At 66.6% G+C, this 23918-nt stretch carries 21 protein-coding genes and 1 pseudogene; 17 read left to right on the top strand and 5 right to left on the bottom strand.

Annotated elements, in window-relative coordinates:
• Positions 1-39 precede the first annotated feature (39 nt).
• Positions 40-906 (top strand): DUF2726 domain-containing protein, encoded by an 867-nt coding sequence (locus ACXJLH_RS06330; protein ID WP_457350089.1) that lies wholly within the window; start codon positions 40-42, stop codon positions 904-906.
• Positions 907-929: 23 nt separating this feature from the next.
• Positions 930-1976 (top strand): serine/threonine protein kinase, encoded by a 1047-nt coding sequence (locus tag ACXJLH_RS06325; RefSeq protein WP_457350091.1) that lies wholly within the window; start codon positions 930-932, stop codon positions 1974-1976.
• A 5-nt stretch (positions 1977-1981) separates the two neighbouring features.
• On the opposite strand, the gene ACXJLH_RS06320 is transcribed toward ACXJLH_RS06325, so the two are convergent.
• Complete coding sequence (locus ACXJLH_RS06320) at positions 1982-2362, bottom strand: VOC family protein (protein WP_457350093.1); 381 nt, start codon at positions 2360-2362, stop codon at positions 1982-1984.
• 176 nt (positions 2363-2538) lie between these two features.
• Between ACXJLH_RS06320 and ACXJLH_RS06315 the strand changes: the two genes are divergently transcribed.
• The 13 genes and pseudogenes from ACXJLH_RS06315 (at position 2539) to ACXJLH_RS06255 (ending at position 18607) form a co-directional block, all read left to right on the top strand.
• Positions 2539-3357, top strand: a complete 819-nt coding sequence (locus ACXJLH_RS06315; RefSeq protein ID WP_457350095.1) for a translesion DNA synthesis-associated protein ImuA — start codon at positions 2539-2541, stop codon at positions 3355-3357.
• Entirely contained in the window at positions 3326-4618 is a 1293-nt protein-coding gene (locus ACXJLH_RS06310) for a Y-family DNA polymerase (protein ID WP_457443002.1), read from the top strand. Before ACXJLH_RS06315 ends, ACXJLH_RS06310 begins: the two co-directional genes overlap by 32 nt.
• Positions 4615-7956, top strand: a complete 3342-nt coding sequence (locus ACXJLH_RS06305) for an error-prone DNA polymerase (RefSeq protein WP_457443000.1) — start codon at positions 4615-4617, stop codon at positions 7954-7956. Before ACXJLH_RS06310 ends, ACXJLH_RS06305 begins: the two co-directional genes overlap by 4 nt.
• Positions 7957-8234: 278 nt before the next feature.
• Positions 8235-9665: an ATP-binding protein gene (locus ACXJLH_RS06300; protein ID WP_056203135.1), complete on the top strand. Its 1431-nt coding sequence runs from the start codon at positions 8235-8237 to the stop codon at positions 9663-9665.
• A gap of 26 nt (positions 9666-9691) precedes the next feature.
• Positions 9692-11917 carry a PAS domain-containing protein gene (locus ACXJLH_RS06295; protein WP_457442998.1) on the top strand — a complete coding sequence of 742 codons (2226 nt, stop codon included), beginning with the start codon at positions 9692-9694 and terminating at the stop codon, positions 11915-11917.
• Between the two features lie 141 nt (positions 11918-12058).
• Positions 12059-13033, top strand: coding sequence for a protein-methionine-sulfoxide reductase catalytic subunit MsrP (msrP, locus tag ACXJLH_RS06290; protein ID WP_457350104.1), 975 nt, complete (start codon positions 12059-12061; stop codon positions 13031-13033).
• A complete protein-coding gene (locus ACXJLH_RS06285) occupies positions 13033-13659 on the top strand; it encodes a sulfite oxidase heme-binding subunit YedZ (RefSeq protein ID WP_457323498.1) in 627 nt (208 codons plus the stop codon). The genes msrP and ACXJLH_RS06285 overlap by 1 nt, the downstream gene beginning before the upstream one ends.
• A gap of 25 nt (positions 13660-13684) precedes the next feature.
• A pseudogene (locus tag ACXJLH_RS06280) lies at positions 13685-14224 on the top strand (FAD-dependent oxidoreductase); the annotation flags it as partial.
• Between the two features lie 312 nt (positions 14225-14536).
• On the top strand, positions 14537-14932 hold the full coding sequence (locus ACXJLH_RS06275) for a dihydroneopterin aldolase (RefSeq protein ID WP_056203616.1): 396 nt from the start codon (positions 14537-14539) through the stop codon (positions 14930-14932).
• A gap of 5 nt (positions 14933-14937) precedes the next feature.
• A complete protein-coding gene (gene ttcA, locus ACXJLH_RS06270) occupies positions 14938-15933 on the top strand; it encodes a tRNA 2-thiocytidine(32) synthetase TtcA (protein ID WP_082532988.1) in 996 nt (331 codons plus the stop codon).
• Positions 15934-15994: 61 nt separating this feature from the next.
• Positions 15995-16618 carry a DUF4136 domain-containing protein gene (locus ACXJLH_RS06265; RefSeq protein WP_056203113.1) on the top strand — a complete coding sequence of 208 codons (624 nt, stop codon included), beginning with the start codon at positions 15995-15997 and terminating at the stop codon, positions 16616-16618.
• A 75-nt stretch (positions 16619-16693) separates the two neighbouring features.
• A complete protein-coding gene (gene glmU / locus ACXJLH_RS06260; protein ID WP_457323499.1) occupies positions 16694-18073 on the top strand; it encodes a bifunctional UDP-N-acetylglucosamine diphosphorylase/glucosamine-1-phosphate N-acetyltransferase GlmU in 1380 nt (459 codons plus the stop codon).
• Between the two features lie 105 nt (positions 18074-18178).
• The gene (locus ACXJLH_RS06255) at positions 18179-18607 is read left to right on the top strand and encodes a hypothetical protein (RefSeq protein ID WP_457350110.1); all 429 of its coding nucleotides are present in this window, start codon (positions 18179-18181) and stop codon (positions 18605-18607) included.
• 65 nt (positions 18608-18672) lie between these two features.
• Here ACXJLH_RS06255 and ACXJLH_RS06250 read toward each other — a convergent pair whose 3' ends face one another.
• The gene (locus ACXJLH_RS06250; RefSeq protein ID WP_457442996.1) at positions 18673-19827 is read right to left on the bottom strand and encodes a BON domain-containing protein; all 1155 of its coding nucleotides are present in this window, start codon (positions 19825-19827) and stop codon (positions 18673-18675) included.
• Between the two features lie 146 nt (positions 19828-19973).
• On the bottom strand, positions 19974-20828 hold the full coding sequence (locus tag ACXJLH_RS06245) for a phytanoyl-CoA dioxygenase family protein (protein WP_457442994.1): 855 nt from the start codon (positions 20826-20828) through the stop codon (positions 19974-19976).
• 86 nt (positions 20829-20914) lie between these two features.
• On the opposite strand from ACXJLH_RS06245, the gene ACXJLH_RS06240 reads away from it, so the two are divergent.
• Positions 20915-21442: an SRPBCC family protein gene (locus tag ACXJLH_RS06240; RefSeq protein WP_457442992.1), complete on the top strand. Its 528-nt coding sequence runs from the start codon at positions 20915-20917 to the stop codon at positions 21440-21442.
• Positions 21443-21626: 184 nt separating this feature from the next.
• Here ACXJLH_RS06240 and ACXJLH_RS06235 read toward each other — a convergent pair whose 3' ends face one another.
• Entirely contained in the window at positions 21627-22523 is an 897-nt protein-coding gene (locus tag ACXJLH_RS06235) for a DMT family transporter (RefSeq protein WP_457443160.1), read from the bottom strand.
• Between the two features lie 156 nt (positions 22524-22679).
• On the opposite strand from ACXJLH_RS06235, the gene ACXJLH_RS06230 reads away from it, so the two are divergent.
• Positions 22680-23126: an Lrp/AsnC family transcriptional regulator gene (locus tag ACXJLH_RS06230; RefSeq protein ID WP_457442990.1), complete on the top strand. Its 447-nt coding sequence runs from the start codon at positions 22680-22682 to the stop codon at positions 23124-23126.
• Between the two features lie 26 nt (positions 23127-23152).
• Here the strand turns inward: ACXJLH_RS06230 and ACXJLH_RS06225 are convergent, their stop codons facing one another.
• Entirely contained in the window at positions 23153-23857 is a 705-nt protein-coding gene (locus ACXJLH_RS06225; RefSeq protein ID WP_457442988.1) for a hypothetical protein, read from the bottom strand.
• Between the last annotated feature and the right edge of the window lie 61 nt (positions 23858-23918).

The following is a 23918-nucleotide window of genomic DNA, read 5'->3' as shown; positions in this document are numbered from 1 at the left end:
AAACAAGGTCGGCGTCATCCGCCGAAATCCCTTCAGGGTATGCCGTACGCCATCTATTGGATCGCCGCGCTGGCTGTTTGCGTCCTGGGTCTGGCCATCAGCCTGATCTGGGCGCTGCGCCGACCTGCGTACGCCAATAAAGGCTTGCCGGCGGAGTGGTCACTCACGGCGCGGCCTGTATTCACGACCGACGAGCGCCGTGTCTTCCGGCTGCTGCGCGAGGCCCTGCCCCACCACGTCGTGCTGTCCAAGCTGCCGCTGGTGCGGTTTTGCCAGCCGACCGAGGCCAAGGAAGTGCGCTACTGGTTCGACCTGCTCGGCGCCTCGCATGTGACCTTCGCGGTCTGCAGCCCCAATGGTCGCGTGCTGGCCGCCATCGACCTCGAGGGCGAGCGCGGCGTTACGCCGCGCAGCCTGCAGATCAAGCATGCCGTGCTCTCCGCCTGCCGCGTGCGTTATTTGCGCTGCGCGATGGACCAGCTGCCCAGCGTCGCCGAGCTGCAGCTTTTGGTGCCCCAGAGCAGCAATTCACGCGGCCCGCTCCCCGCACCGGCAGCCACATCGACGCCGTCGCGCCGCCGCATGGGCAGCAGCGAGGACGAATTCGGCAGCGACTGGGGCCAGTTCTCCCAGCCTCTGCCGCTGTGGCAGGACGCTGGCGTCTTCAGCGGCGGCAATGACGGCTATGGGGACCGAGAGCGCGACCGCCATCCGCGCATGCCGGCCCAGCCCGCCACGCCGCATCCACAGCGCCGTCTGTCCTCACGCAACCTCGACCCGGCGCGCTACAACCCGCGCAATCTGCCGGTGCTCGATGACGCCGACGAGGAGGCCATGATGGACGACATCGTCGGCGTCGTCGTCGATGCGCCGCGCTACGCCACCCAGCGTCCCCGTCGGAGTTGATTGCAACCGGCGACACTCGCCGGATGCATGACACGACCCCTGATCTCAGTTTCGGCGACCTGACGCCGGAGTTCATGCTCGACGCCCTGGACGCCGCCGGCCTGCGTGCCGACGGCCGGCTGCTGCAGCTCAACTCCTTCGAGAACCGCGTGCTGATGCTGCACCTGGAGGACGGCGGCGCGGCTGTCGCCAAGTTCTACCGCCCGGCGCGCTGGAGCGATGCGCAGATCCTGGAAGAACACGATTTCGCCACCGAGCTCGCCGCCGCCGAGGTGCCCGTCGCGGCGCCGTGGACGCTAGAGGGCGGCTCCACCCTTTTCCACTATCAGGGCCAGCGCCTGGCCGTCACGCCGCGCCAGGGTGGGCGCGGGCCGGAGCTGGAAGACCCCGAAGTGCTGCGCTGGATCGGCCGGCTACTGGCTCGCCTGCACGGCGTCGGCCGCCAAAAGCCCTTTGCCGAACGCCTGGCCTGGGCCAGCGCCGCGCCCGCCCAGGCCGCACGCGATTGGCTGATGGGCAACGACGCCATCCCGCCCGAGATCGCACCCGCCTGGGACGAGGCCGCACGCCGCTGCATTGATGCCATCCAGGCCGCCTTTGACAGCCTGCCCGACCTGCAGTTGACACGCCTGCATGGCGACTGCCATCCCGGCAACATCCTCTGGACGCCTGACCGCGGGCCGCACTTCGTCGACCTCGACGACGCCGTCAATGGCCCGGTGGTGCAGGACCTGTGGATGCTGTTGCCCGGCGAGCCCGATGCTGCACGCAGCCTGCTCAACGCCGTGCTCGATGGCTACGAGCAGATCGCCGAATTCGATGATCGCGAACTGCGCCTGATCGAACCGTTGCGAACAATGCGCATGATCCACCACAGCGCCTGGCTGGCTCGCCGCTGGGGCGACCCGGCCTTCCCTCTCGCCTTCCCCTGGTTTGGCACGCCCAACTATTGGCTGGACCAAGTGGCCAAGCTGAGGGAACAGCTGGAAGCGATGCGGCCCAAGGGCAGCACCCCGACGCTGGCCCGTGACGAGGACGAGGTCAACTTCGATGGCGACGGCTTCGCCTGATTCGCTCAGGGCAGTGGGCTCGTCAACACCACGGCATAGCCATCGGGGTCGCGCAGCCAGAACTCCCAGTTGCCGTTCTGGCTCCAGCGCTTCGGCCTGACGACGTCGACATCCAGCGCTGTCGCCCGCTCCACGGCGGCGTCGAAGTCAGCCAGCTCGAACCACAGCAGCACGCCGTTGCCATAGGGGCGCAACTCGACGTCGCCAAGAGGCCCATGATCGTGATCGACCTCCCAGCGGTGCAACTGCAGCAGCAAATGGCCGTCGGGCGCGTTCAGGCGTTCGTATTCGTCGCCGCCGTGGCCGCTGTGGCACCCCAGCAAGCGCTGATACCAGCGGCTGCTGGCGGGCACGTCATGGACGCAGATCAGCGGGACGAGTTGCATGGCGGCTCTCCAGGAACGCCGTGAAATGCTAGCGCCAAGGTGGGGTCGATTGCCAGAAAATACTGGATATCCATACAGTCTTGTGATCTCATTCAAGCTCCGGATTCTTCCCCCGACCTGCCTGTTTCCTGGCCATGTTGTCCGCTTCTCTCGCCTCCTGCGTCCCTTGCGCTGCCTTGCGGCCCCCGCTCGTCCCCCTGCCGCTGGACGACGCCCGGCTGCAGGGGCGGCTGTGGCGCGGCAGCAGCCTGAGCACCGCCGCCGACCCGACGCTGGCCAGTGGCTTTGCGGCGCTGGACGCCGAGCTGCCCGGCGGCGGCTGGCCGCTGCGAGCCGTCACCGAGCTGCTGACGCCGCAGCCCGGCGTGCTGGAGTGGCGGCTGCTGGCGCCGGCGCTGAGCGGCTGGTGGGCGGCCCAGGCCCTGCCGGCGGCCGCTCCCGGCCGTCGCGGACGCGTGGTCACGTCGGCGCTGCGTTCGCTGCTGCTCATCAACCCGCCCCACACGCCCCATCTGCCGGGCCTGCAGGCCCTGGGCCTGCCACCCTCGGCACTGATCTGGGTGGAGGCCAGCACGCCGGCTCAAGCGCTCTGGGCCGCCGAGCAGGCCATCAAGTCGCGCGTGGCCGTGCTGGCCTGGCTGCCCGAGGCGCGGCCGGAGCAGATCCGGCGCCTGCAGGTCAATGCGCTGAGTTCCGATGCGCCGGCCTTCCTGATGCGGCCGGAGCGCGTGCAGCAGCAGTCCTCAGCCGCGCCGCTGCGCCTGATCGTGCAGCCGGGCGAGGGCTGGGACCTGGCCGTGCACCTGCTCAAGCGCCGCGGGCCCGCGCACGAGGGCTGGCTTGAACTGTCCGCCGTGCCGGGCGCCGTGGAGCCGCTGCTGACGGCGGCCAAGCGCAAGCCCCTGCCTGCCCCCATGCCGGAGCCCGCGCCGGCTCCGGTCAGCCCTCCGATGGAGCGCCCTGATGCGCTGGCTCGCCCTGTGTTGCAGGCCTGATGCGCCGGCTGGCGATGTTGACGCCCTCGGCTGGCTGGCGCTGAGCTTCACGCCGCGCGTTGCGCGGCTGGAGGAAGCGGTGGTGGCCGAGGTGTCGGCCAGCCTGCGGCTGTTCCGCGGCGCACGGGCTCTGCGGCAGCGGCTGCAGACGCAGGCAACACAAGCCGGCTTGGCCCTGGGCGACATGGCCTGGGCGCCGACAGCGCTGGGCGCCTTGGCACTGGCGCGTTGCAGCGACATCAATCCTGGCCGCCTGAGCGAGCGCCTGGACGCGCTGCCGTTATCGGCACTGAGCGCCGCCCAAGCCCATCACGCCATGCTGGCCCGCCTGGGCTGCACGCGCCTGGGCGAGCTGCGCCGGCTGCCTCGCCCGGCACTGGCCAAGCGCTTTGGCCCGGCGCTGCTGACGGCGCTGGACCAGGCCTATGGCGACCTGCCCGAGATACACAGCTGGCTGACCCTGCCCGATCGCTTCGACGCCCGGCTGGAGCTGCCCTACCGCGTCGAGCACGCGCCCGTGCTGCTGCACTTTGCTGAAACCCTGCTGCGCCAGCTCTGCGCCTTCCTCGCCGCCCGCCATGCCGGTGTGCGTGCGCTGCGACTGGCCTGGCAGCACGACGCGATGCGCCCCCGCGACGTGGCCGACAGCGGCGAGCTGACCGTGGCCACGGCGGACACGACGCGCGATCTGAGGCGGCTTACAAGGCTGCTGTCCGAACACCTGGGCCGCATGGCACTGGCCGCGCCAGCCGGCGAAATCCGCCTCAGCGCCGATACCGTGCTGCCGCTGGAGGAAGGCAGCAGCAGCCTGTTGCCCGGCCCCGCCGATCCGCAGGAGCGCACGACGACGAATGCGCTGCTGGAGCGGTTGTCGGTGCGCCTGGGCGCCGACCATGTGCGCGAAGGCCGGCTGCGCGAAGACCATCGGCTGGCCGAAATGCAGCGCTGGCAGCCTTGGCCAGCACCGCCTTCCGTAGCTGTGCGCTCTCCACCCGGGCCGCAGCCGACCTGGCTCGTCGAGCCACCACAGCCACTGCGCTGCGATGCGCAGGAACAGCCGCTGTACGCCGGGCCGCTGGCGCGAATCAGCGGCCCGCACCGCATCGAGGCCGGGTGGTGGGAGGGCCGCGGCGGCCTGCAGACGCGCGACTACTTCGTCTACCGCAGCGCCGCGCGCGGGTTGCTGTGGGTCTATCACGAGCGCCTGCCGGACGCGGCAACGGCCACATCGGGATGGTTCCTGCATGGGGTCTTCGCATGACGCCGCCGATGTCGGACCGCGACGAGCGGCTGGCGATGCTGCGCGAGCAGGGAATCGCCTCGGAAGCCGACCTGCGCCGCGCCGCCGATGGGTGGCAACGGGCCCAGCCCGGCTCGCGCACCGACGTGCCGCGGTATGCCGAGCTGCACTGCCTGTCGGCCTTCAGCTTCCTGCGTGGCGCGTCCGAGCCGGCCGAACTGGTGGAGCGTGCCTGCGATCTGGGCTACGAAGCGCTGGCCATCACCGACGAATGCTCGCTGGCGGGCGTCGTGCGCGCGCACAAGCAATTGCGGGAGATGCGCGAGGCAGCGCACCACGCCCTGAAAGAGGTTGCACGCGAGGCGGGCCAGACCGAAGACGACATTGCGCAACCGCAGCTGATGCAGTTGCTGATCGGCAGCGAGTTCCTTGTGCGCGACGACGCCGGCACGCCGCGCTTCAAGCTCGTGCTGCTGGCGCAGAACCTCAACGGCTACGGCAACCTCAGCCAGTTCATCACTCGACTGCGGCGCGCCAGCCCGGTCAAAGGCGAGTACACGCTGCACTGGCGCCAGATCGCGCCCGAGAAACTGTCCGACTGCCTGGCCCTGCTCGTGCTGCCGCGCGAGGCTCCTGATGCCGAACTGGCGCCACCCGCGCATTGGGTGCTGCGCCATTTCGCCGGCCGCGCCTGGATCGCCGTCGAACTGCTGCGCGAGGCCAGCGATGCGCTGTGGCTGCAGCGGCTGCAGGCGCTGTCCGAGGAGACGGCGCTGCCGCTGGTTGCCGCCGGTGACGTGCACTTCCACGTGCGCTCGCGCAAGGCGCTGCAGGACGTGATGACGGCCACGTGCCTGGGCCGCACGGTGGCCGAGTGCGGTTTCGACCTGCAGCCCAATGCCGAGCGCCATCTGCGCAGCCGCTACCGGATCTCGCAGATCTATCCGCAAGCGTTGATGCGAGAGACGACGCAGGTGGCGGCTCGCTGCACGTTCAGCCTCAACGAGATCAGCTACCGCTACCCCAGCGAGGTCGTGCCTGCCGGTCGCACGCCGCGCCAGCACCTGCGCGATCTGACCTATGCCGGTGCCTACAAGCGCTGGCCAGAAGCCAAGGGCGGTGTGCCCGACAAATTCAAGCGCCGCATCGAGGACGAACTGGAACTGATCGAGGAGCTGGCGTACGAACACTACTTCCTGACCGTTGCCGATGTGGTCGACTTCGCGCGCAGCATCGGCATCCTCTGCCAGGGCCGCGGCTCGGCCGCCAACAGCGTGGTCTGCTACTGCCTGCACGTCACATCGGTGGACCCCGACCGCAGCACGCTGCTGTTCGAGCGCTTCATCAGCCGCGAGCGCAACGAACCGCCGGACATCGACGTCGACTTCGAGCATGAGCGCCGCGAGGAGGTCATCCAGCACCTCTACAAGAAATACGGCCGCGACCGTGCCGCGCTGACGGCCGTCGTCATCTGCTACCGGCCCAAGAGCGCGATCCGCGACGTCGGCAAGGCGCTGGGCTTCAGCGAGGCGCAGCTCGAAGTGATGAGCAATGACCACAGCGGCTGGTCCACCCAGGTGCTGCCCGAGGAGCACCGCCTCGAGCTGCTGCAGCAGCTTGGCTTGCCGGACGACGATCCGCGGCTTCAGCAACTCATCACTCTGGGCCGCCAGCTCAACGGGCTGCCCCGCCACCTCTCCCAGCACGTGGGCGGCTTCGTGCTGACGGAAGGCACGCTCGAGCGCCTCGTGCCCATCGAGAACGCGACGATGAAGGACCGCAGCGTCATCGAGTGGGACAAGGACGACATCGACGAGCTGAAGATGATGAAGGTCGACGTGCTGGCCTTGGGCATGCTCAGCGCCATCCGGCGTTGCTTCGATCTCGTCAACCCGATGCGCGGCACGGCCATCGACCTGACCATCCCCGACAACGACACCGCCACCTACGACATGATCTGCAAGGCCGACACCATCGGTGTGTTCCAGATCGAATCGCGAGCCCAGATGTCGATGCTGCCGCGGCTGAAGCCGCGCGACTACTACGACCTGGTCGTGGAAGTCGCCATCGTCCGCCCCGGGCCGATCGAGGGCGGCATGGTGCACCCCTATCTGAAGAACCGCGCATTGCCGGCAGACCAGGTGGAGTACCCCAGCGAGGCGCTGAAGGAAGCCCTGTGGCGTACCCGTGGTGTGCCCATCTTCCAGGAGCAGGTCATGCAGGTGGCCATGATTGCCGCGGGCTTCAGCGCCGGGGAGGCTGACCAGCTGCGCCGCGCCATGGCCGCGTGGAAGCGCCCCGGCGTGCTGGAGAAGTACTACGACAAGGTCGTCAAGGGCATGCGAGAACGAGGTTATGAGGACGCGTTTGCCGAGCGCATCTTCAGCCAGATCAAGGGCTTCTCCTCCTACGGCTTCCCCGAGTCCCATGCCGCCAGCTTCGCGCTGCTGACCTATGTCAGCTCCTGGCTCAAATGCCACGAGCCCGCAGCCTTCCTGTGCGCGCTGCTGAACTCGCAACCGCTGGGCTTCTACACGCCCAGCCAGCTCATTCAGGATGCGCGCCGGCACGAGGTCGAGGTGCGCGCCATCGACGTGAACCACAGCAACAAGGACAGCACGCTGGAGCCCCGACCGGGCGAGCACCAACCCGCCGTGCGGCTGGGCCTGCGCCTCGTCGGCGGCCTGGGCGACGAGGCGGCCGAGCGCATCGAGCAGGCTCGCGCTCGCGACGGCGAATTCGCCCACCCGCAGGACCTGGCCTTCCGAGCCCGCCTGACGCAGCAAGACATGCAACAGCTCGCCGCCGCCGATGCACTGACGTCGCTGGCCGGCCATCGCCGCCAGCAGGTCTGGCAGGCCTCGGCCCTGCATGCCATGCCGGAGCTGCTGCAGGGCAGCCTGTTGCCCGAGGACGACCTCGAACTGCCCGCCGCCGCCGAGGGCGAGGAGGTGCTGTGGGACTACGCCGCCACCGGCCTGACGCTGCGCCGCCACCCGCTGGCCCTGCTGCGCCCACGCCTGTCCAAGCAAGGGCTGCTCAGCGCCCAGCAGCTCGACGCCGTCAAGAGCGGCCGCCGCGCCAAGGCCTGCGGCATCGTCACCGGGCGGCAGAAGCCGCAGACGGCCAAGGGCACCCTGTTCGTCACGCTGGAGGACGAGACCGGCAACGTGCAGGTCATCGTCTGGCCCAAGGTCTATGAAGAGCACCGCAGCGCCATCCTCGGCGCACGGCTGCTGGCCGTGGAAGGCGTCTGGCAGCGCGGCGACGGCGATGTGCGCCACCTGCTGGCGCAGGGCTTCACCAACCTCAACCCGCTGCTGGGCCGGTTGCCGACGGAGAGTCGGGACTTCAAGTGAGCCAAACCGAGCAAGTTCCGCTTCTGAACACCGGGCCGCACAGGGGCCCACCATGACCGCCACTTCGGGCCGCTGCCAAGTGCGCACTGCGCACTGGATGCAGCAGCCAGTAATGAGCGGAGGAGCGAAGCCCTGCGTCCTAATGGGCCCAATCGGTCAGAAATTTCAATCCACTCCCATAAGACGGGCGCACAGCCAGTATCTCATTCGCGACATACCCTTACGGAAATCTGCTCTAATTATTCTGAAAAATCAGTCCCCAATCCGGAGGGCCAGCGATGAAGACCCCGCAAAACCGTCGCATCCTGTTGGTGGATGACATGCCTGCAATCCACGAGGATTTTCGAAAGATCCTCATGCCGCAAGCGCCGGAACACGCGCAACTCAGCGCCGTGGAAGCAGCTTTGTTTGGCGAAGAGGACAGCGCGCTCCCCCAAATCGCCTTTGAACTCGATTCTGCCTATCAGGGGCAGGAGGGGCTTTCAAGATTAGAGGCCGCCCTCCACGAAAACAGGCCCTATGCCATGGCCTTCGTGGATATGCGCATGCCGCCCGGCTGGGATGGTGTGCAAACCATTGAACATCTATGGCAGCGCGACCCACGTTTGCAGGTCGTTATTTGCACGGCATATGCCGACGGTTCGTGGGCCGATATCTTGGCGCGCCTGGACGTGTCCGATCGCCTGCTGATCCTCAAAAAACCCTTTGATTCCATCGAGGTCTTCCAACTGGCCACGGCGCTCACCACCAAATGGCAAATGATGCAGGATGCGGCGGCGCACCGCACCCTTTTGGAAGACGCGGTACGGGAACGCACCAGTGAACTGCTCACCGTCAACGAAGTTTTACAGAACGAGATAAGGGAGCGCAAGCATCTGGAAGGGCAATTGATCCAATCAGAAAAGCTGGCCTCCATCGGTCAGCTTGCGGCAGGTGTCGCGCATGAGATAAACAATCCGATCGGCTATATCTTCTCCAACCATGGCACCTTGGATGGATATATCGGAAAACTATTCGAGCTGATTGCCGCCTATGAACACGCAGAAACCAGCATCACGGCACCCGAGGTGATTGCAAATCTGCGCGCACTGCGTGAACGTGTGGAGTTGGACTTCTTGAAAGAAGACATTCCAGTGCTCATACGAGAATCCAAGCAAGGCATTGTGCGGGTGCGCCAGATCGTCCAGGATCTGAAGGACTTTTCCCGCATTGATTCGTCGCAAGACTGGGAATCAGCCGATCTGCACCAGGGCATCGATTCGACGCTGAACATCGTCGCCAGCGAAATCAAGTACAAGGCCGATCTGGTCAAGGAATATGGCGCCATTCCCAATATTGAATGCCTGCCTTCACAGATCAATCAGGTGGTGATGAACCTTGTGGTCAATGCGACTCACGCCATTGGTGAAAAACGTGGCCGCATCGCCATTCGAACGGGAGCCGAAGGGGCGCACGTGTGGATGGAGGTGGCCGACACGGGCACTGGCATACCACCCGACACGCTCAAGCATATTTTCGAGCCCTTCTTCACCACCAAGCCCGTTGGCAAAGGCACGGGGCTCGGGCTATCGGTGTCCTACGGCATCGTGCAGAAACACCACGGCCGCATCGACGTGGAAAGTGTCGTGGGTCAAGGCACCACGTTTCGCGTCACGCTGCCCGTGCGACAGACAAAAACGCAAGCCGAAGTGCCAGTGTCCGATATCTGAAGCCACTTCATGCAAGGCAACCCATCATGAAAACATGGCCTGCCCCAAACAAGGGCCGTATTCTCGTCGTGGACAGCAATCCCGACACTCACGGCGCCTTTCGCAACATGTTGGTCGAAGATGCCCATGCGCAAGGGAAATTCGAACTGGACTGCGCCCGCGACACCCCCGACAGCCTTGCCCTTATGCAGCAGTCCCTGCTGGCCTCACAACCTTATACCTTGGTATTCATAGGCGCCTCTCAAACGAAGGCATGGACAGCGGTCGAAATAGCCCCCCAAATTTGGGCAATTGATCCCAGAGTTCAGATCGTGCTTTGCGCGGAGCGGCTCGCTTCTTCCTCTGACTCGTTATTCGAAGCCATGGGAGCAACGAATAGCAGGTGGCTGACGCTTCAAATGCCTCTTGACCGCGTCGAAGTCATCCAGCTGTCACATTCCCTGACAGAGAAGTGGCATTTGCAACAGTTTGCCGAGGCGCATCAAGGCGTGAACTCGTCGGCAGAGACGACAGCGGCAGAGAGCCCAGTGGATGCGTCCCAGATCAATGAGCAAGATTTGCTGCGCACACTCCTGGACAACTCACCCGATCATATTTATTTCAAAGATATGCAGTCCCGTTTTCTCAAATGCAGCAAAGCCCAGGCGTTGCAATTCGGGGCCGCGTCGCCGGCGGCATTGGTAGGCAAGACAGATTTCGATTTTTTTTCCGAAGAGCATGCGCGCCCCGCCTATGAGGATGAACAGGAAATACTGCGCACAGGCCAACCGATGATTGGCAAAGCGGAGAAGGAAACCTGGAAGGATGGCCGCGCCGAGTCCTGGACGCTGAGTACCAAAATGCCGCTGCGCAACAGTGCAGGAGTCATCATCGGCACCTTCGGCATCTCCAAGGACATTACTGCGCTGAAGCAGTCGGAAGCAGCGCTGGCATATCACCACGATTTGCTGAGCACGCTGATGGAGAATTCGCCTGATTCCATCTTCTTCAAGGATTTGAAATCACGCTTCGTCAAAATAAGCCGTTCAGAGCTGCATAACCTGCTGCGACTATCGATCAGCCGCTACCGCGCAGTACATCCCGGCACGGATGAAGACGCACTCCCGCCGCATTTGGCCAACGTGGATGAGTTTGAAAAATATGTGATCGGCAAAACCGATGCAGACCTTTACGGCCAGGACAGGGCGAGTGAATTCAGCCATGATGAAGAAGAAATCCTCCGGACCGGAAAACCCATCGTCGAAAAGAGCGAGAAAACCGTCCATCCCGATGGGCGCGTTGTTTGGTATCTCACCACCAAAAGCCCCTGGAGAGACCGGCATGGTCAACTGATCGGGACCTTCGGAACGTCAAAAAACATATCCGAACTGAAGGAAGCCGAGCGAAAAATTGAAGAGGTGCAGGCCCAACTGCTGACTGCGGCACGCCTCGCCGGCATGGCAGAGATCGCAACCAACGTTTTGCACAACGTGGGCAACGTTCTCAACAGCGTCAACGTATCGGCCGACTTGATTGGCGCCCAGTTGCGGGCATCCAAGCTCAAGGGACTCGCCCGCTCCGTGGCTTTGATGGATGCGCATACCGAGGATTTGGGGCAGTTCCTGACGCAGGACAGCAAAGGCAAGCTGCTACCCACCTATTTGCGTGAACTGGCTCGAACACTCGAGGGTGAGCACGAAGCCATAACGACTGAACTGGGCGCGCTGTGCGGCAGCGTGGAACACATCAAACAGGTCATCGCAACCCAGCAGTCATACGCAGGCACGCCGCGTGTTGTCGAATCCGCCAAGGTGGACGAACTGCTGGACGACGCGCTGCGCATGCACACGGTTGCGCTGACGCGTCACAAAGTGGATGTTGTAAAAAACTACCCGACCTTGCCCGCTCTCTTACTGGATCGGCATCGCGTGTTGCAGGTACTGGTGAACTTGATCAGCAACGCCAAACAAGCGTTGAGCGCGACCGCGGACAAACGCGCCTTCATTACGCTCGGTGCTGTTTTGATGGAAGGGCCAGTGCTGCGCATCACGGTGACCGACAACGGCGAAGGCATCGCGCCGGAGAATCTGACCCGCGTTTTCTCTCATGGTTTCACCACGCGCAAGAACGGGCATGGCTTTGGTTTGCACAGCTGCGTTCTGGCCGCACAGGAGATGGGCGGCAGCTTGAGCGTCCATAGCGATGGCCCTGGGCAAGGTGCGTCGTTCATCCTGGAGGTTCCCGTGAACGTACCCACGGGATCCGCGCGCTGAATGGCGATACCGACAAATGCCTGGCCCAAGGTCTGCACGTGCCGCCATGCGCTCAACGCTCAAGCAAGTAGAACGCGGTCGGTGTAAGTTGCGCCCGTCCTGGCCCGACCCAGCCTCAGCCCACAGACCCGAGAGCCCCTCATGCTGATTCGAACGACCGCCCTTCACGAGCCCCTGTCCAGCGAGATCACGCCCCGCCGGGTTTACCTGAACCGCCGCACGGCCCTGGCCGGCCTCGGCCTGGCAACCGCGTCACCGCTGGCTCTGGCCCAGGCCCAGGCCGCGCCAGGTGGCGGCAAGCTGCCCAAGCTGCCGGGCGCCCGCTCGGCCGTGGCCGGTGCGATGGTGATGGAGAAAGTCACCAGCTACGCCGATGCAACCTCGTACAACAACTTCTACGAATTCGGCACCGACAAGGCCGACCCCGCCGAGCGCGCCCACACGCTCAAGCCCCGGCCATGGACGGTCAGCGTCGAAGGCGAATGCGCCAAGCCCGGCCGCTACGACCTCGACGCGCTGCTCAAGCTCAGCGCCATGGAAGAGCGCATCTACCGGCTGCGCTGCGTCGAAGGTTGGAGCATGGTGATCCCGTGGGTGGGCTACTCGCTGTCAGAGCTCATCAAGAAAGCAGAGCCCACCGGCAAGGCGAAGTTCGTCGAATTCACGACGCTGGCCGATCGCGCGCAGATGCCCGGGCTGCGCTCGTCGGTGCTGGACTGGCCCTACCTCGAAGGCCTGCGCATGGATGAAGCCATGCACCCGCTGGCGCTGCTGACCTTCGGCATGTATGGCGAGGTGCTGCCCAACCAGAATGGCGCGCCGGTGCGCATCGTGCTGCCCTGGAAGTACGGCTTCAAATCGGCCAAGAGCATCGTCAAGATCCGCTTCGTCGAGAAGCAGCCGCGCAGCAGCTGGGAAGAGAGCGCACCCCAGGAATACGGCTTCTATTCCAACGTGAATCCCACCGTGGCCCATCCGCGCTGGAGCCAGCTCAGCGAGCGCCGCATTGGCGAAGACGGCCTGTTCGCCAAGAAGCGGCCGTCCTTGATGTTCAACGGCTATGAAGCGCAAGTGGGCCAGCTCTATGCGGGCATGGATCTGAAGCGCAATTTCTGATGCGGCGTGCGTTGACGGCGGCGCTGCTCAGCCGCGGCGCCAAACCGGCGCTTTTCCTGCTGTGCCTTACGCCGCTGGCGTGGCTGGTCTTCGGCGCCGTAGCCAACCGGCTCGGTGCCAACCCGGCCGAAGCCATCATCCGCGGCCTGGGCGACTGGACATTGCGCGGCCTGTGGCTGACGCTGGCCATCACGCCGCTGCGCGAGCTGACGGGCCTGGCCGCACTGGCGCGCTTTCGGCGCACGCTGGGCGTGTTCACCTTCAGCTATGCCTCACTGCACCTGCTGGCCTATGGCTGGCTGGACATGGGGCTGGATTTCTCCGACATCGCCCGCGACATCGCCAAGCGGCCCTTCATCCTGATGGGCTTCACCGCCTGGCTGCTGATGGCGCCGCTGGCGGCAACGAGCTTCAACAAGGCCATCAAGGCCCTCGGCGCCAAGCGCTGGCAGGCGCTGCACAAGACGATCTACGCCATCTCCGTCATCGCGCTGCTGCACTTCATCTGGATGCGAGCCGGCAAGCACAACTTCGCCGAGCCGGCCGTCTACGGCGTGATCCTTGCCGCGCTGCTGGGGTGGCGCCTCTTCAAACGCCTGAACACGAAAAAGGCGCGACTGGGATAATTCGCGGTTCTGCCCGAACCACCCCATGCCCAACCCCACCTCCATTGACGTCGCCATCCTCGGCGGCGGCCCCGCCGGCTGCAGCGCCGCGTCCTGGCTGGGCCAGATGGGCATGACGGCCCTGCTCGTCGAGCGCGAATCCCGCCTGTGCGCCGCGCTGGCCGGCCTGAACTTCGCCCAGGACTGGGTGCTGGGCGAGCCCGCCGCCCGCCTGGCTGCTTTGGGCGAGCACTACGCCGCCCAGGCCCAGGCCACGCCGGGCATGACGCTGCGCCTGGGCACGCGGGCCGAGTCCGCCCGCCACACGCCCGCAGGCTGGACCCTGCAACTGGCCACCGGCGAGCATGTGCAGGCCCGCGCCCTGCTCGTCGCCACCGGCCTGCGCCTGTTGCGCCCGGCGCGCTACTTCGCCGTACCGCATGAGCGCGTGCTGGACGCCTCCCAATTGACCGCCCGCCGCGAGGCCCTGTCGCCAGGGCGCGTGCTGCTGCTGGGCGCCGGCGACAACGCCGCAGAGAACGCCCTTTTCCTGGCCGAGCGCGGCCATGAGGTGACTGTCTGGTCGCGCGGCAGCTGGCGCGCCCAGATCCACCTGGCCGAGCGGGCGACCGCCCACCCCCGCATCACGGTGCAACTGGCCACGCCACTGCCCGAGGCCCTGCTGCCGGACGACCGCGGCGTCACTGTCGGCGCCGAACGTTTCGACTTTGTCGCCGCACTGCTGGGCTTCGAGCCCGAGCCTTCCGCCTTTGCGCTGCTGGACGAGGCCTCGCGCCAACGCGCCTTCGTCGCCGGTGACGCCAGCCGTCGCTGGCATCCCTGCGTGCAGACGGCACTGGCCGATGGCGTGCAGGCGGCCAAGCAGATCGAACTGGCGCTGCGCCCGCAGGTCGCCGCCGCGCCGCAGCGCTACAACAACCGCCAGGTCATCCATCTGCAGGGCCTGCGTTTTCGCGCCAACCTGGGCGTGCTCGACTTCGAACGCACCGGGCCCCAGCCCATCCAGGTCGATGCCGAGGTCAACCTCGGCGCCATGCCGGTGGTCGCGCGCGACGCCGACATCGGCCATGTGCTGGACTACCGCCGCGTGCGCACGGCCATCATCGACGAGTGCACGGCCGAGCACACCGACCTCGTCGAAGCCCTGCTCGGCAAGCTCTGCAACCGCCTGATGAGCCTGCCCGGCGTCGTCGGCGTGCGCCTGAAGCTGACCAAGCTCGAAATCTTTCCCGACTGCGAAGTCGCAATCAGCACCGAACTGGGTGCATGGTGAACAACATGTCTGAACTTGATTTGCCCCCACGCTCGCACGGCGAGCTGCCCCCCGAGGGGGCTGTCAGCGGTTTCGGGCGGCCGGGCACCGCTGACGTCCTCGATTTCGCCGAACAAGCCGCGGCCGACAAGAAGGCCGCGTTTGAGATCAACAAGCTGTCCAAGCGCCTGCACCGCCAGGTCGGCCAGGCCGTCACCGACTTCAACATGATCGAAGACGGCGACAAGGTCATGGTCTGCCTGTCGGGCGGCAAGGACAGCTACGCCATGCTGGACATCCTGCTCAACCTGCAGCAGCGCGCGCCAATCAAGTTCAGCCTCGTCGCCGTCAACCTCGACCAGAAGCAGCCCGGCTTCCCCGAGGAGGTGCTGCCCAACTACCTGCGTTCGCGCGGCGTGGACTTCCACATCGAGAACCAGGACACCTATTCCATCGTCAAGAAGCTCATCCCCGAGGGCAAGACGACGTGCAGCCTGTGCTCGCGCCTGCGCCGCGGCATCCTGTACCGCGTGGCCGGCGAACTGGGCGCCACTAAGATCGCGCTGGGCCATCACCGCGACGACATGGTCACGACGCTGTTCCTGAACATGTTCTTCGGCAGCCGCATGAAGGGCATGCCGGCCAAGCTGGTGAGCGACGACGGCAAGAACGTCGTCATCCGCCCGCTGGCCTATGTGAAGGAGCCCGACCTCGTGCGCTGGGCCGAACACCGCGAGTTCCCCATCATTCCGTGCAACCTGTGCGGAAGCCAGGACAACCTGCAGCGCGTGCAGGTCAAGGCCATGATCAACGAGTGGGAAAAGCGCTACCCCGGCCGTATCGACAACATCTTCACGGCCATGGGCAACGTCGTGCCCTCGCACATGATGGACAAGAAGCTCTTCCCGTTCGAGACCATGAAGGCCACGGGCCGGGCCGAGCCCGACGGCGACATCGCCTTCGACGACGATGAAAGCTGCGCGACACCCGCGCAGGCTTCAGTCATCACGCTGCAACGCTGATTTACACGCGGGCAATCTGAGCGGGTCAGAATGACGGCATCTCGTTGATGGAGGTGCCGTCATGAACCGCCGCCTGATCCTCGCCACCCTTGCCGCTGCCTCGGTCGCTGCCTTCACCGGCTGCGCCGGCCCGTACACGGTCTCCGCTGACGTCTCCAGTTATGGCAATTGGCCGGCCGACCGCAAGCCCGGCAGCTATGCCTTCGACCGCCTGCCCTCGCAGCAGCAGAGCGAGGAAGCCGCCAAGCGCCAGGCCACGCTGGAAGACGCCGCCAAGGCCGCGTTGGAAAAGGCCGGCTTCAGGCCTGCCGCCGATGCGAAGAGCGCTGACGTGCTCGTCACGCTGGGCGCCCGCGTCACCGCCTACGACCCCGTGCCCTGGGATGACCCGCTGTGGTGGCGCTGGCGCGGCCGCCTCATTTCGCCGCGCTATGGCTATGTGCCAGGCTGGAGCGGCTTTGGCTGGCGCCACGATCCGTTCTTCGATCGCCGCTACGACCGCGCCGTGGCCCTGCTGATGCGTGACCGCGCCAGCGGCGAGGCCCTGTTCGAGACCCATGCCAGCAACGAGGGCGTGACCATGGGCAGCGACGCCCTGCTGACGCCGCTGTTCGACGCGGCCATGGCCGAGTTCCCCAAGGTCAACCCGAAATCGCATCGCGTCTCCGTGCAAGCCGTCCGCTAGCGGCGAGGACAGCAGGGAACAGCGCCCCGCCTGCCCATAATCGCGGCTTCGTTCAAACGTAGTCGCAAGGCAGGCATGGCGCTCAACATCGTGATCATGGCGGCGGGCAAGGGCACCCGCATGAAGTCCGCAACGCCCAAGGTGTTGCACAAGCTCGCCGGCCGCTCATTGCTGGCTCATGTGCTGAAGAGCTGCGAGCCCCTGGCCGCCAGCGCGCGCATCGTCATCACCGGGCATGGCGCCGACCAGGTCGAGGCGGCCGTCTCGGCTGACGGCATCTCCTTCGTGCGCCAGATGCCCCAGCTCGGCACCGGCCACGCCATCCAGCAGGTCGTGCCGGCGCTGTTGGGCGAAGGCACGACGCTGATCCTGAACGGCGACGTGCCCCTGATCGAAACCACCACGGCCAAGGCTCTCATCGACGCCTGCGCCGGCCACGCCCTGGTGCTGCTGACGGTCGACCTCGCCGATCCCACCGGCTACGGCCGCATCATCCGCGACCCCGATGACGGCGGCGTGCTCGCCATCGTCGAGCACAAGGACGCCACGCCTGAGCAGCGCCTCGTCCACGAGGGCTACAGCGGCATGATGGCCGCGCCCACTGCAGCGCTCAAGCGCTGGGTCGGCCAGCTGACCAACAACAATGCCCAGGGCGAGTACTACCTGACCGACATCGTCGCGATGGCCGTCGCCGAGGGCCTGCCCGTGCTGGGCATCAAGGCCCACAGCGAGATCGAGGTGCTGGGCGTCAACGACCCCGTGCAGCTCTCCCAGCTCGAACGCGCCTTCCAGGTCCGCCAGGCGGAAGGCCTGATGCGCGCCGGCGTGCGCCTGGCCGACCCGGCCCGCTTCGACCTGCGCGGCACGCTGACGCACGGCCAGGACGTCGAGATCGACGTGAACTGCGTCTTCGAGGGCGAGGTGAGCCTGGGCGATGGCGTGCGCGTTGGCGCCAACTGCGTGATCCGCAACGTGACCATCGCCGCCGGCGCACGCATCCACGAGTTCACCCACATCGACGGTGAAGCAGCGGGCGCCAGCGTTGGCGAGGGTGCGCTGATCGGCCCCTTCGCCCGCCTGCGGCCCGGCGCACAACTGGGCGCCGAGGTGCACATCGGCAACTTCGTCGAGGTCAAGAACTCGACGCTGGCCAAGGGCGCCAAGGCCAACCACCTGGCCTATCTGGGCGACGCCACCGTGGGCGAGCGTGTCAACTATGGCGCGGGTTCGATCACGGCCAACTACGACGGCGCCAACAAGCACCGCACAACGATCGGCGATGACGTTCATGTCGGCTCCAACTGCGTGCTGGTGGCGCCCATCAAGATCGGCAATGGCGCCACCATTGGCGGTGGTTCCACCATCACCAAGGACGTTACTCCCGGTGACCTCGCTGTCGCCCGCGGCAAACAAGTTGCATTGACTGGCTGGACCCGTCCCACGAAGAAGCGTTGAATAGTGACTTAGTTCCGGCGATTGCTTCACGCCGCTCGAGGTGAGGGGGCACTTGCCGGGCCGGCCCGCCGTTAGGATGGCCCTGTCACGAACACCGCAGTACCCATGGCCCACGAACTCGACTTTGCCGCGCTCTCGCTTGACGATGCCGTCCCGGCGGATCTGGGTGCCTATGAGATCGCCCAGGCCTATCGTGAACGCGATGAGGCTGAAGCTCGGAATCGCGCCCTTGAACTCAAGGCCCAGGCCTGCGACAACGCGGCCGAAGCCTGCTGGTATCTGGCCCGCAGCCTGGGTGCCGCGCGCGACCTGCCGCAGGACGGTGAAGCCAGCCTGGAACTGCTGTTCCAGCTCATCGGCGCCCTGGCTGACCTGCCCACCGAGATTGCCGCGGCGCCGCTGCCAGCAGTCACTGGCGGCCGGGACGACGGCATCAGCGAACTCTGCCAGCAGCTCGAGGCGGCCCGCGAGTTGACCGAGGAAGCGCTGATTGATGCCGAACTGGCGCCCGCCCGCAGCCAGCACTGCCACTGAACCCAGCCCCACAACGCAAACGCAAAAGGCGCCCCTGAGGGCGCCTTTGTCATTGGCGTGGACGCTTATTGCAGGCTGGTCGGCGCCTGGCTCACCACTGCTGCCGGCGGCACCGTCAAGCGGTTGTCGACGGCCTTCACGCCACCCGTTGAGGACGCGACGACGGTGGCCCGCTCACGGGTCTGGCTGTCGGGTGCCTGGCCTTCCAGCTTCACGACGCCATGGTCGGTGCTGACAGCGATGGGCACTGCGGCCAGCGTTGAATCGGCGGCGAGAGCTATGCGCACCTTGGCCGTGATGCCGCTGTCTTCGGCCGTCGGCAGGATCTGCTGCGGCGGTTGCGGCTGGGCTTGAGCCTGGGCTTGAGGCGACGTGCCAGGCGCCGTCGAGCCGGCAACCGTGTCAGGCACAGCAGGCGTTGCCGAGGCCAGTGGCGGCGTCGCGGGCGGCATGGTTTGGGTCGCCGTGGCCGGGCCGGCCGCGGTGGGCGGCATCACGATGGGCGCCGAGCCAGGCGGTACGCTGAGCGGCTGGGCGTTCGCTGGCGCGGCGGCCACGGTCGTCGGTGGCGGCAGGGTTGCAGCCGGGCTGGTCGGCGCGCCGCGCAACACCATGTCGGGTCGCGCCGCGGGCGCCGGCGCCTGAGCCACCACAGCGGGGGCGTCAGCGGCCGGCCGGGTCGTCGTCACCGGCGGGCCCAGACGAGTGGTCGCTGCAGGCTCGGCGGGTGCTGGCGCGGCGGCGACGGTGGTCGTCGTGCTGTCCTCCACCTGTGACGCGGCCGGTGTCTCCGGCACCGGGGTGGCGGCGGCGACTTCGGTCTGCGGCTCGGCGCTGCCAACCACGATGGCGGGCGGCGTGACGGGTGCCTCGCTCGGCCGGTTCATGGCCCAGATGGCCACAGCGGCGATGAGGGCGGCGCCGGCACCGGCGGGGATCATCCAGCTCATCTGCCGGTCACGCTGCAGCGATGCGGTGGCGGGCTGAGGCCGGGCGTGAACCGGCTCGACACGCGGCGTTTCGGCATGAAGCGGCGTCGTCGCCGACACCTTGGCCCCAACGCCGGTCGGCTTGAATCGCGCCGCGCCGACGGGGGGGACCTTGGCGGCGTGCAGAGGCGCGGAGCCACCGGCCTTCAGCGCGTCGGGCAGATGCTCGGGCTTGGTCTCCTCCAGGTGGTTGGCCCAGCCCTCGGCGTGCATCGATTTCGGGAATTTCATGTCGGCCTCCGGTCGTCGTTGTCGACGTTTGCGATGGAGCCGACTGTGAGGTGACCTGGCGGCACGCCATGCCGGTGCAAGCTCCTTCGCCTTGTAGGACAAAGGGCTTGGGGTGTATGTACTTGTGACCGCTGTGAGGGCGCGGCTTAAAAACCCCGCACCGGCAACGTGCCGTCACGCTGCAGCCAGTTGCGCGGTGAATAGCGGCTGGCCGCGTCCGTCACATGCAGGGTGTAGGCATGGCGCGATTTATCGGAGCGGTTGGCCGCCGAGTAATGCGGCAGCAGGCCGTGGAAGACGACCAGCGAGCCCGCCTCGACCTCCAGCGGAATGGCTTGCCGGGAGTCCGCCGCGGGCCAGGGCGTCGCGTCGATCTGCTCCATCCAGGCCTTGCGGCCCTCGCGCACAAAGCGCTCGCGCAGCACGCCGCGCTCGCCCTTGTGGCCGCCGGGCTCGGTCCACAGGCAGCCGTTGTGCAGCGTCGCATCCTCCAGCGCGAACCAGAAGGTGGTCACCGTGATGGGGTCGCTCTCGAAGAAGCTCGCATCCTGGTGCCAGCGCACCTCACCGCCGATGCCGGGCTGCTTGAAGATGAACATGCTCTGCCAGACCTGCGGCTGCTTCAGCCCGAGCTCGGCCGCCACGCCGCGCAGCGCCTGGCCTTTGGAAAAGGCGCTGAAGACCGGGTCGAGGTCGTGCATCGCATGGCCGATCTTGTTGATGGCCAGGGCCTTGTCGACGCGCAGCCGGCCCTCGGCATCGAAGGCCTCCTCCTCGAAGAAGCAGCGCATCTGGTCGCCGCTGTCGAGAAAGTAGTCGTCGACATGGCGCTGCTGCTCTTCGGTGGTGAAGACGGGGCGCTGCTCGCCGGGATCGAAGGCATCGACGATGTCGAAGGCGCGCTGGCGCAGCGCGGCGATGTCGGCGGCCGTCTTGAAGCCGGGGATGACGAGATAGCCCTGTTCGGCGTATACGGAGGCAAGGTCGGCGGAGTTCGTCATGAGCTTGTAGGAAGGAGTTGTGCGGATTGTGTGACCAGTGCGGGGCGCCCACAGTGCGGCCACGTCAACACCCCGGGAGACTCCCGATGAAAGTGCTCAAGGTCCTGCTGATCGCCATCGTCGCGCTGCTGGTGTTGTGCGTGGGCGGCGGGCTGATGCTGTCGCCGAAGTACACGCTCTCGCGTACGGTGAAGATCAACGCCGCGCCGGACAAGATCTACGCCCTCGTCGCCGATCCGCGCAACTGGAAAGCCTGGAGCGCCTGGAACCAGCGCGATCCGGCCATGGCCATCGAATACAGCGGCCCCGCCTCGGGCGCCGGCGCCGTCTGGGCCTGGAAGAGCAAGAGCCAGGGCGATGGCCGCATGACCTTCACGACGGCCGAGGCGCCCAAGCGCCTGGGCTATGAGCTCTATTTCCCCGACTTCGGCACCACCTCGACCGGCGATTTCCGCCTCGAGACCAACGGCGGTGCCACCCAGGTGACGTGGTCGATGGACGGCGACATGGGCAGCAACCCGGTCTACCGCTGGATGGGCCTGTTCATGGACAAGATGGTCGGGCCGGATTTCGACGCGGGGCTGGCGAACCTGAAGGCGCTGGCCGAGAAGTAGGGCCTGTTAGCCCTGCGGCGATGGGCCGCGAAGGCCCGCCGCAAGGGGCCAATCTAGACGCAGCGTGCAGCCCGCACTCATGTGCGGGCAAGGGCTGCAACAACGAGTGGCCACTTGCGGCGGGCCTTCCCGAAGGGTTGTGGCCAGAAGGGCCGCATGCTGTGTTGCAAATCCTCGCTGGGTATCAACCCAGCTTGCGGTTTGCTGTCGTGCCTGCGGCCCTTCTGGCCACAACGCGACCCATCTCCGCAGGGCTAACAGGCCCAACGAACAACCCCGCGGCCCCCAGCAGGATGGCCGCCGCGCCCAGCCATTGCAGCGGCGCCAGTTCGTGCCCCAGGGCCAGCCAGTCCACGAGGATGGCCACCACCGGGTAGAGGAAGGACAGGCCACCCTGCAGCGCTGTCGGCAGGCGCTGCACGCCGGCATACATCAGCGCGTACATCAGCCCGGTGTGCACGACGCCCAGCACCACCAGCGGCATCCAGCCCAGTGCCGTCTGCGGCAGGTGGCCGAGGTCGGCAAAGGGCGCCAGCATCAGCATGCCGACAGCGACCTGGATCATGGCGATCAGCGGGGCGGGCATGCCGCTCAGGCGCTTGGCGACGACGGCCGCCACCGCCCACAGCGCCGCGGCACCCAGGGCCATCGCCACGCCCAGCCCGAAGTTGCCGCCGACATAGCCGGCGCTCGGCCGTGCCTGCACGATGAGCACCATGCCCACAAAGGCCAGGGCCACCCAGGCCAGCCGCGCCACGCTGAGCCGCTCGCCGAAGAACACCACGCCCAGGCCCATCAGCAAAAAGGGCTGCAGGTTGTAGACCGCCGTGGCCACGGCCACCGAGGCCCGGCCGTAGGCGCCGAACAGCAGCACCCAGTTCAGCACGATGGCCACACCCCCCAGCACGGCCAGCCCGAGCTCCCGCGCGCTCGGCCGGCGCCACAGGCCCAACACCGTGCAGATCAGCGCCAACGTCAGCAACCCGAAGCCGCAGCGCCAGAACACGACGTCCAGCGGCGCCAGGCCGGACAGCAGCACGAAGTAACCGATCGAGCCCAGCAGGCTCATCGCACTGCCCATCTCGAGGGCGCCACGGGTAGTGGGGGACACGGTGCTTCCTTGCAATGACGAGGAATGCCATTGTTTCAAGGTCAGCCCGGCCGATATATGCATTAAAGACGGCAATCTGATGCTTCGGCAGAATCAACGACGGCACTTATCCATTCGAACCTAATCATGATCGACGACATCGACCGCCTGCTGCTGGCCGCCCTGGCCGCCGACGCCCGTGCGCCGCTGAAGGACCTGGCCGAGGCGATTGGGCTGTCGCCGCCCGCCACCTCGGAGCGGCTGGCGCGCCTGCGCGAGCGCGGCGTGATCCGCGCCTTCACCATCGACATCGACCCGGTGGCCCTGGGCTTCACGCTGCAGGCCATCGTGCGCGTGCGACCCATGCCCGGTGCGCTGGCCCAGGTGCAGCAGCGCATCGAGGACATGCCCGAGGCGCTGGAGTGCGACAAGGTCACCGGCGACGACTGCTTCGTGCTGCGGCTGGCGCTGCGCTCCATCGAGCACCTCGACCAGGCCCTGGACAGGCTGGCCGATTGCGCCCAGACCAGCTCCAGCATCGTCAAGGCCCAGCCACTGCGCCGGCGCGTACCGCCGTTGAAGCTGGAGACCTGACGCTCCTGGCGTCAGTTCAGTTCAGCTCAACTCGGCTCCCAGGCCAGCGCAAGGGCCAGAGCCGCCTCCGTGACGGCCCGCCCCAACGGTGTGGCCGGGTCGGGGCGGCGCAGCCGCGGCTGGCTGCCGCTCAGGTCCAGGCTGCCGACGACGGTGCCCTGGTGCAGCATCTCGTAGCCCGTGGCCACTGTTTGCGGCTGCGCGCTGCCTTCGTGGAGATGCACTGAACGCAGCCCCACCGTCAGCTCGCCGCGGCGGTAGGCGCCTTCGCGGCTGAGCTTGCCGCGGCGCATCTGGCCTTCGCCGATCTGCAGCATGGCGGCTGGCGCATTGCCCCAGCGGCAGCTCAGCACCCAGGGCTTGCTGTCAGTCAGCCGGCCATTGGCGCTGGACTCCGGTGTCCAGGCCTCGCAGACGGTCGAGCTTTCGCCCCCCGACCCCTGCCAGCTGAAGTTAAGGGGCGTGCGCAGATTGGCGGGCAAAGGCTCGAACAAGGCCAGCCGCTCGGCGCCGCGCTCGTAGCGCACGCGCTGGCCGCTCAGCGAGAACTCGCCCTTGCGTCCCCAGGCCGGCTTGCCGAAGCTCTCCTCCGCCACGCCCGCCACCGACGGCGCCTGAGCCATGTGCGCGTCACGCCCGCGTGCCTCACGCCCGTCGCGCACCGCGGCACAGCCCGCGAGCAGCAAGGCCAGCAGAGTCGGAACGGAAACGCTCAAAAGGCGATGGCGCATGGGCTGGGACTTCGGTCGTGGCAAGGCCTCGACTCTAGAGCCGGGCGAGCCCGACAGCTGT

This window comes from Roseateles sp. P5_E4 (assembly GCF_054049255.1).
The sequence above is the reverse complement of the archived record's forward strand: the minus strand, read 5'-3'. Positions and strand labels throughout refer to the sequence as shown.

What these genes read in the sequence shown, in the direction of transcription:
- ACXJLH_RS06330 (WP_457350089.1), top strand. Translation starts at nt 40, where the DNA reads ATGCCGTACGCCATCTATTGGATCGCCGCGCTGGCTGTTTGCGTCCTG.
- ACXJLH_RS06325 (WP_457350091.1), top strand. Translation starts at nt 930, where the DNA reads ATGCATGACACGACCCCTGATCTCAGTTTCGGCGACCTGACGCCGGAG.
- ACXJLH_RS06320 (WP_457350093.1), bottom strand. Translation starts at nt 2,362, where the DNA reads ATGCAACTCGTCCCGCTGATCTGCGTCCATGACGTGCCCGCCAGCAGC.
- ACXJLH_RS06310 (WP_457443002.1), top strand. Translation starts at nt 3,326, where the DNA reads ATGCGCTGGCTCGCCCTGTGTTGCAGGCCTGATGCGCCGGCTGGCGAT.
- ACXJLH_RS06305 (WP_457443000.1), top strand. Translation starts at nt 4,615, where the DNA reads ATGACGCCGCCGATGTCGGACCGCGACGAGCGGCTGGCGATGCTGCGC.
- ACXJLH_RS06300 (WP_056203135.1), top strand. Translation starts at nt 8,235, where the DNA reads ATGAAGACCCCGCAAAACCGTCGCATCCTGTTGGTGGATGACATGCCT.
- ACXJLH_RS06295 (WP_457442998.1), top strand. Translation starts at nt 9,692, where the DNA reads ATGAAAACATGGCCTGCCCCAAACAAGGGCCGTATTCTCGTCGTGGAC.
- msrP (WP_457350104.1), top strand. Translation starts at nt 12,059, where the DNA reads ATGCTGATTCGAACGACCGCCCTTCACGAGCCCCTGTCCAGCGAGATC.
- ACXJLH_RS06285 (WP_457323498.1), top strand. Translation starts at nt 13,033, where the DNA reads ATGCGGCGTGCGTTGACGGCGGCGCTGCTCAGCCGCGGCGCCAAACCG.
- ttcA (WP_082532988.1), top strand. Translation starts at nt 14,938, where the DNA reads ATGTCTGAACTTGATTTGCCCCCACGCTCGCACGGCGAGCTGCCCCCC.
- ACXJLH_RS06265 (WP_056203113.1), top strand. Translation starts at nt 15,995, where the DNA reads ATGAACCGCCGCCTGATCCTCGCCACCCTTGCCGCTGCCTCGGTCGCT.
- glmU (WP_457323499.1), top strand. Translation starts at nt 16,694, where the DNA reads ATGGCGCTCAACATCGTGATCATGGCGGCGGGCAAGGGCACCCGCATG.
- ACXJLH_RS06255 (WP_457350110.1), top strand. Translation starts at nt 18,179, where the DNA reads ATGGCCCACGAACTCGACTTTGCCGCGCTCTCGCTTGACGATGCCGTC.
- ACXJLH_RS06250 (WP_457442996.1), bottom strand. Translation starts at nt 19,827, where the DNA reads ATGAAATTCCCGAAATCGATGCACGCCGAGGGCTGGGCCAACCACCTG.
- ACXJLH_RS06245 (WP_457442994.1), bottom strand. Translation starts at nt 20,828, where the DNA reads ATGACGAACTCCGCCGACCTTGCCTCCGTATACGCCGAACAGGGCTAT.
- ACXJLH_RS06240 (WP_457442992.1), top strand. Translation starts at nt 20,915, where the DNA reads ATGAAAGTGCTCAAGGTCCTGCTGATCGCCATCGTCGCGCTGCTGGTG.
- ACXJLH_RS06235 (WP_457443160.1), bottom strand. Translation starts at nt 22,523, where the DNA reads ATGGGCAGTGCGATGAGCCTGCTGGGCTCGATCGGTTACTTCGTGCTG.
- ACXJLH_RS06230 (WP_457442990.1), top strand. Translation starts at nt 22,680, where the DNA reads ATGATCGACGACATCGACCGCCTGCTGCTGGCCGCCCTGGCCGCCGAC.
- ACXJLH_RS06225 (WP_457442988.1), bottom strand. Translation starts at nt 23,857, where the DNA reads ATGCGCCATCGCCTTTTGAGCGTTTCCGTTCCGACTCTGCTGGCCTTG.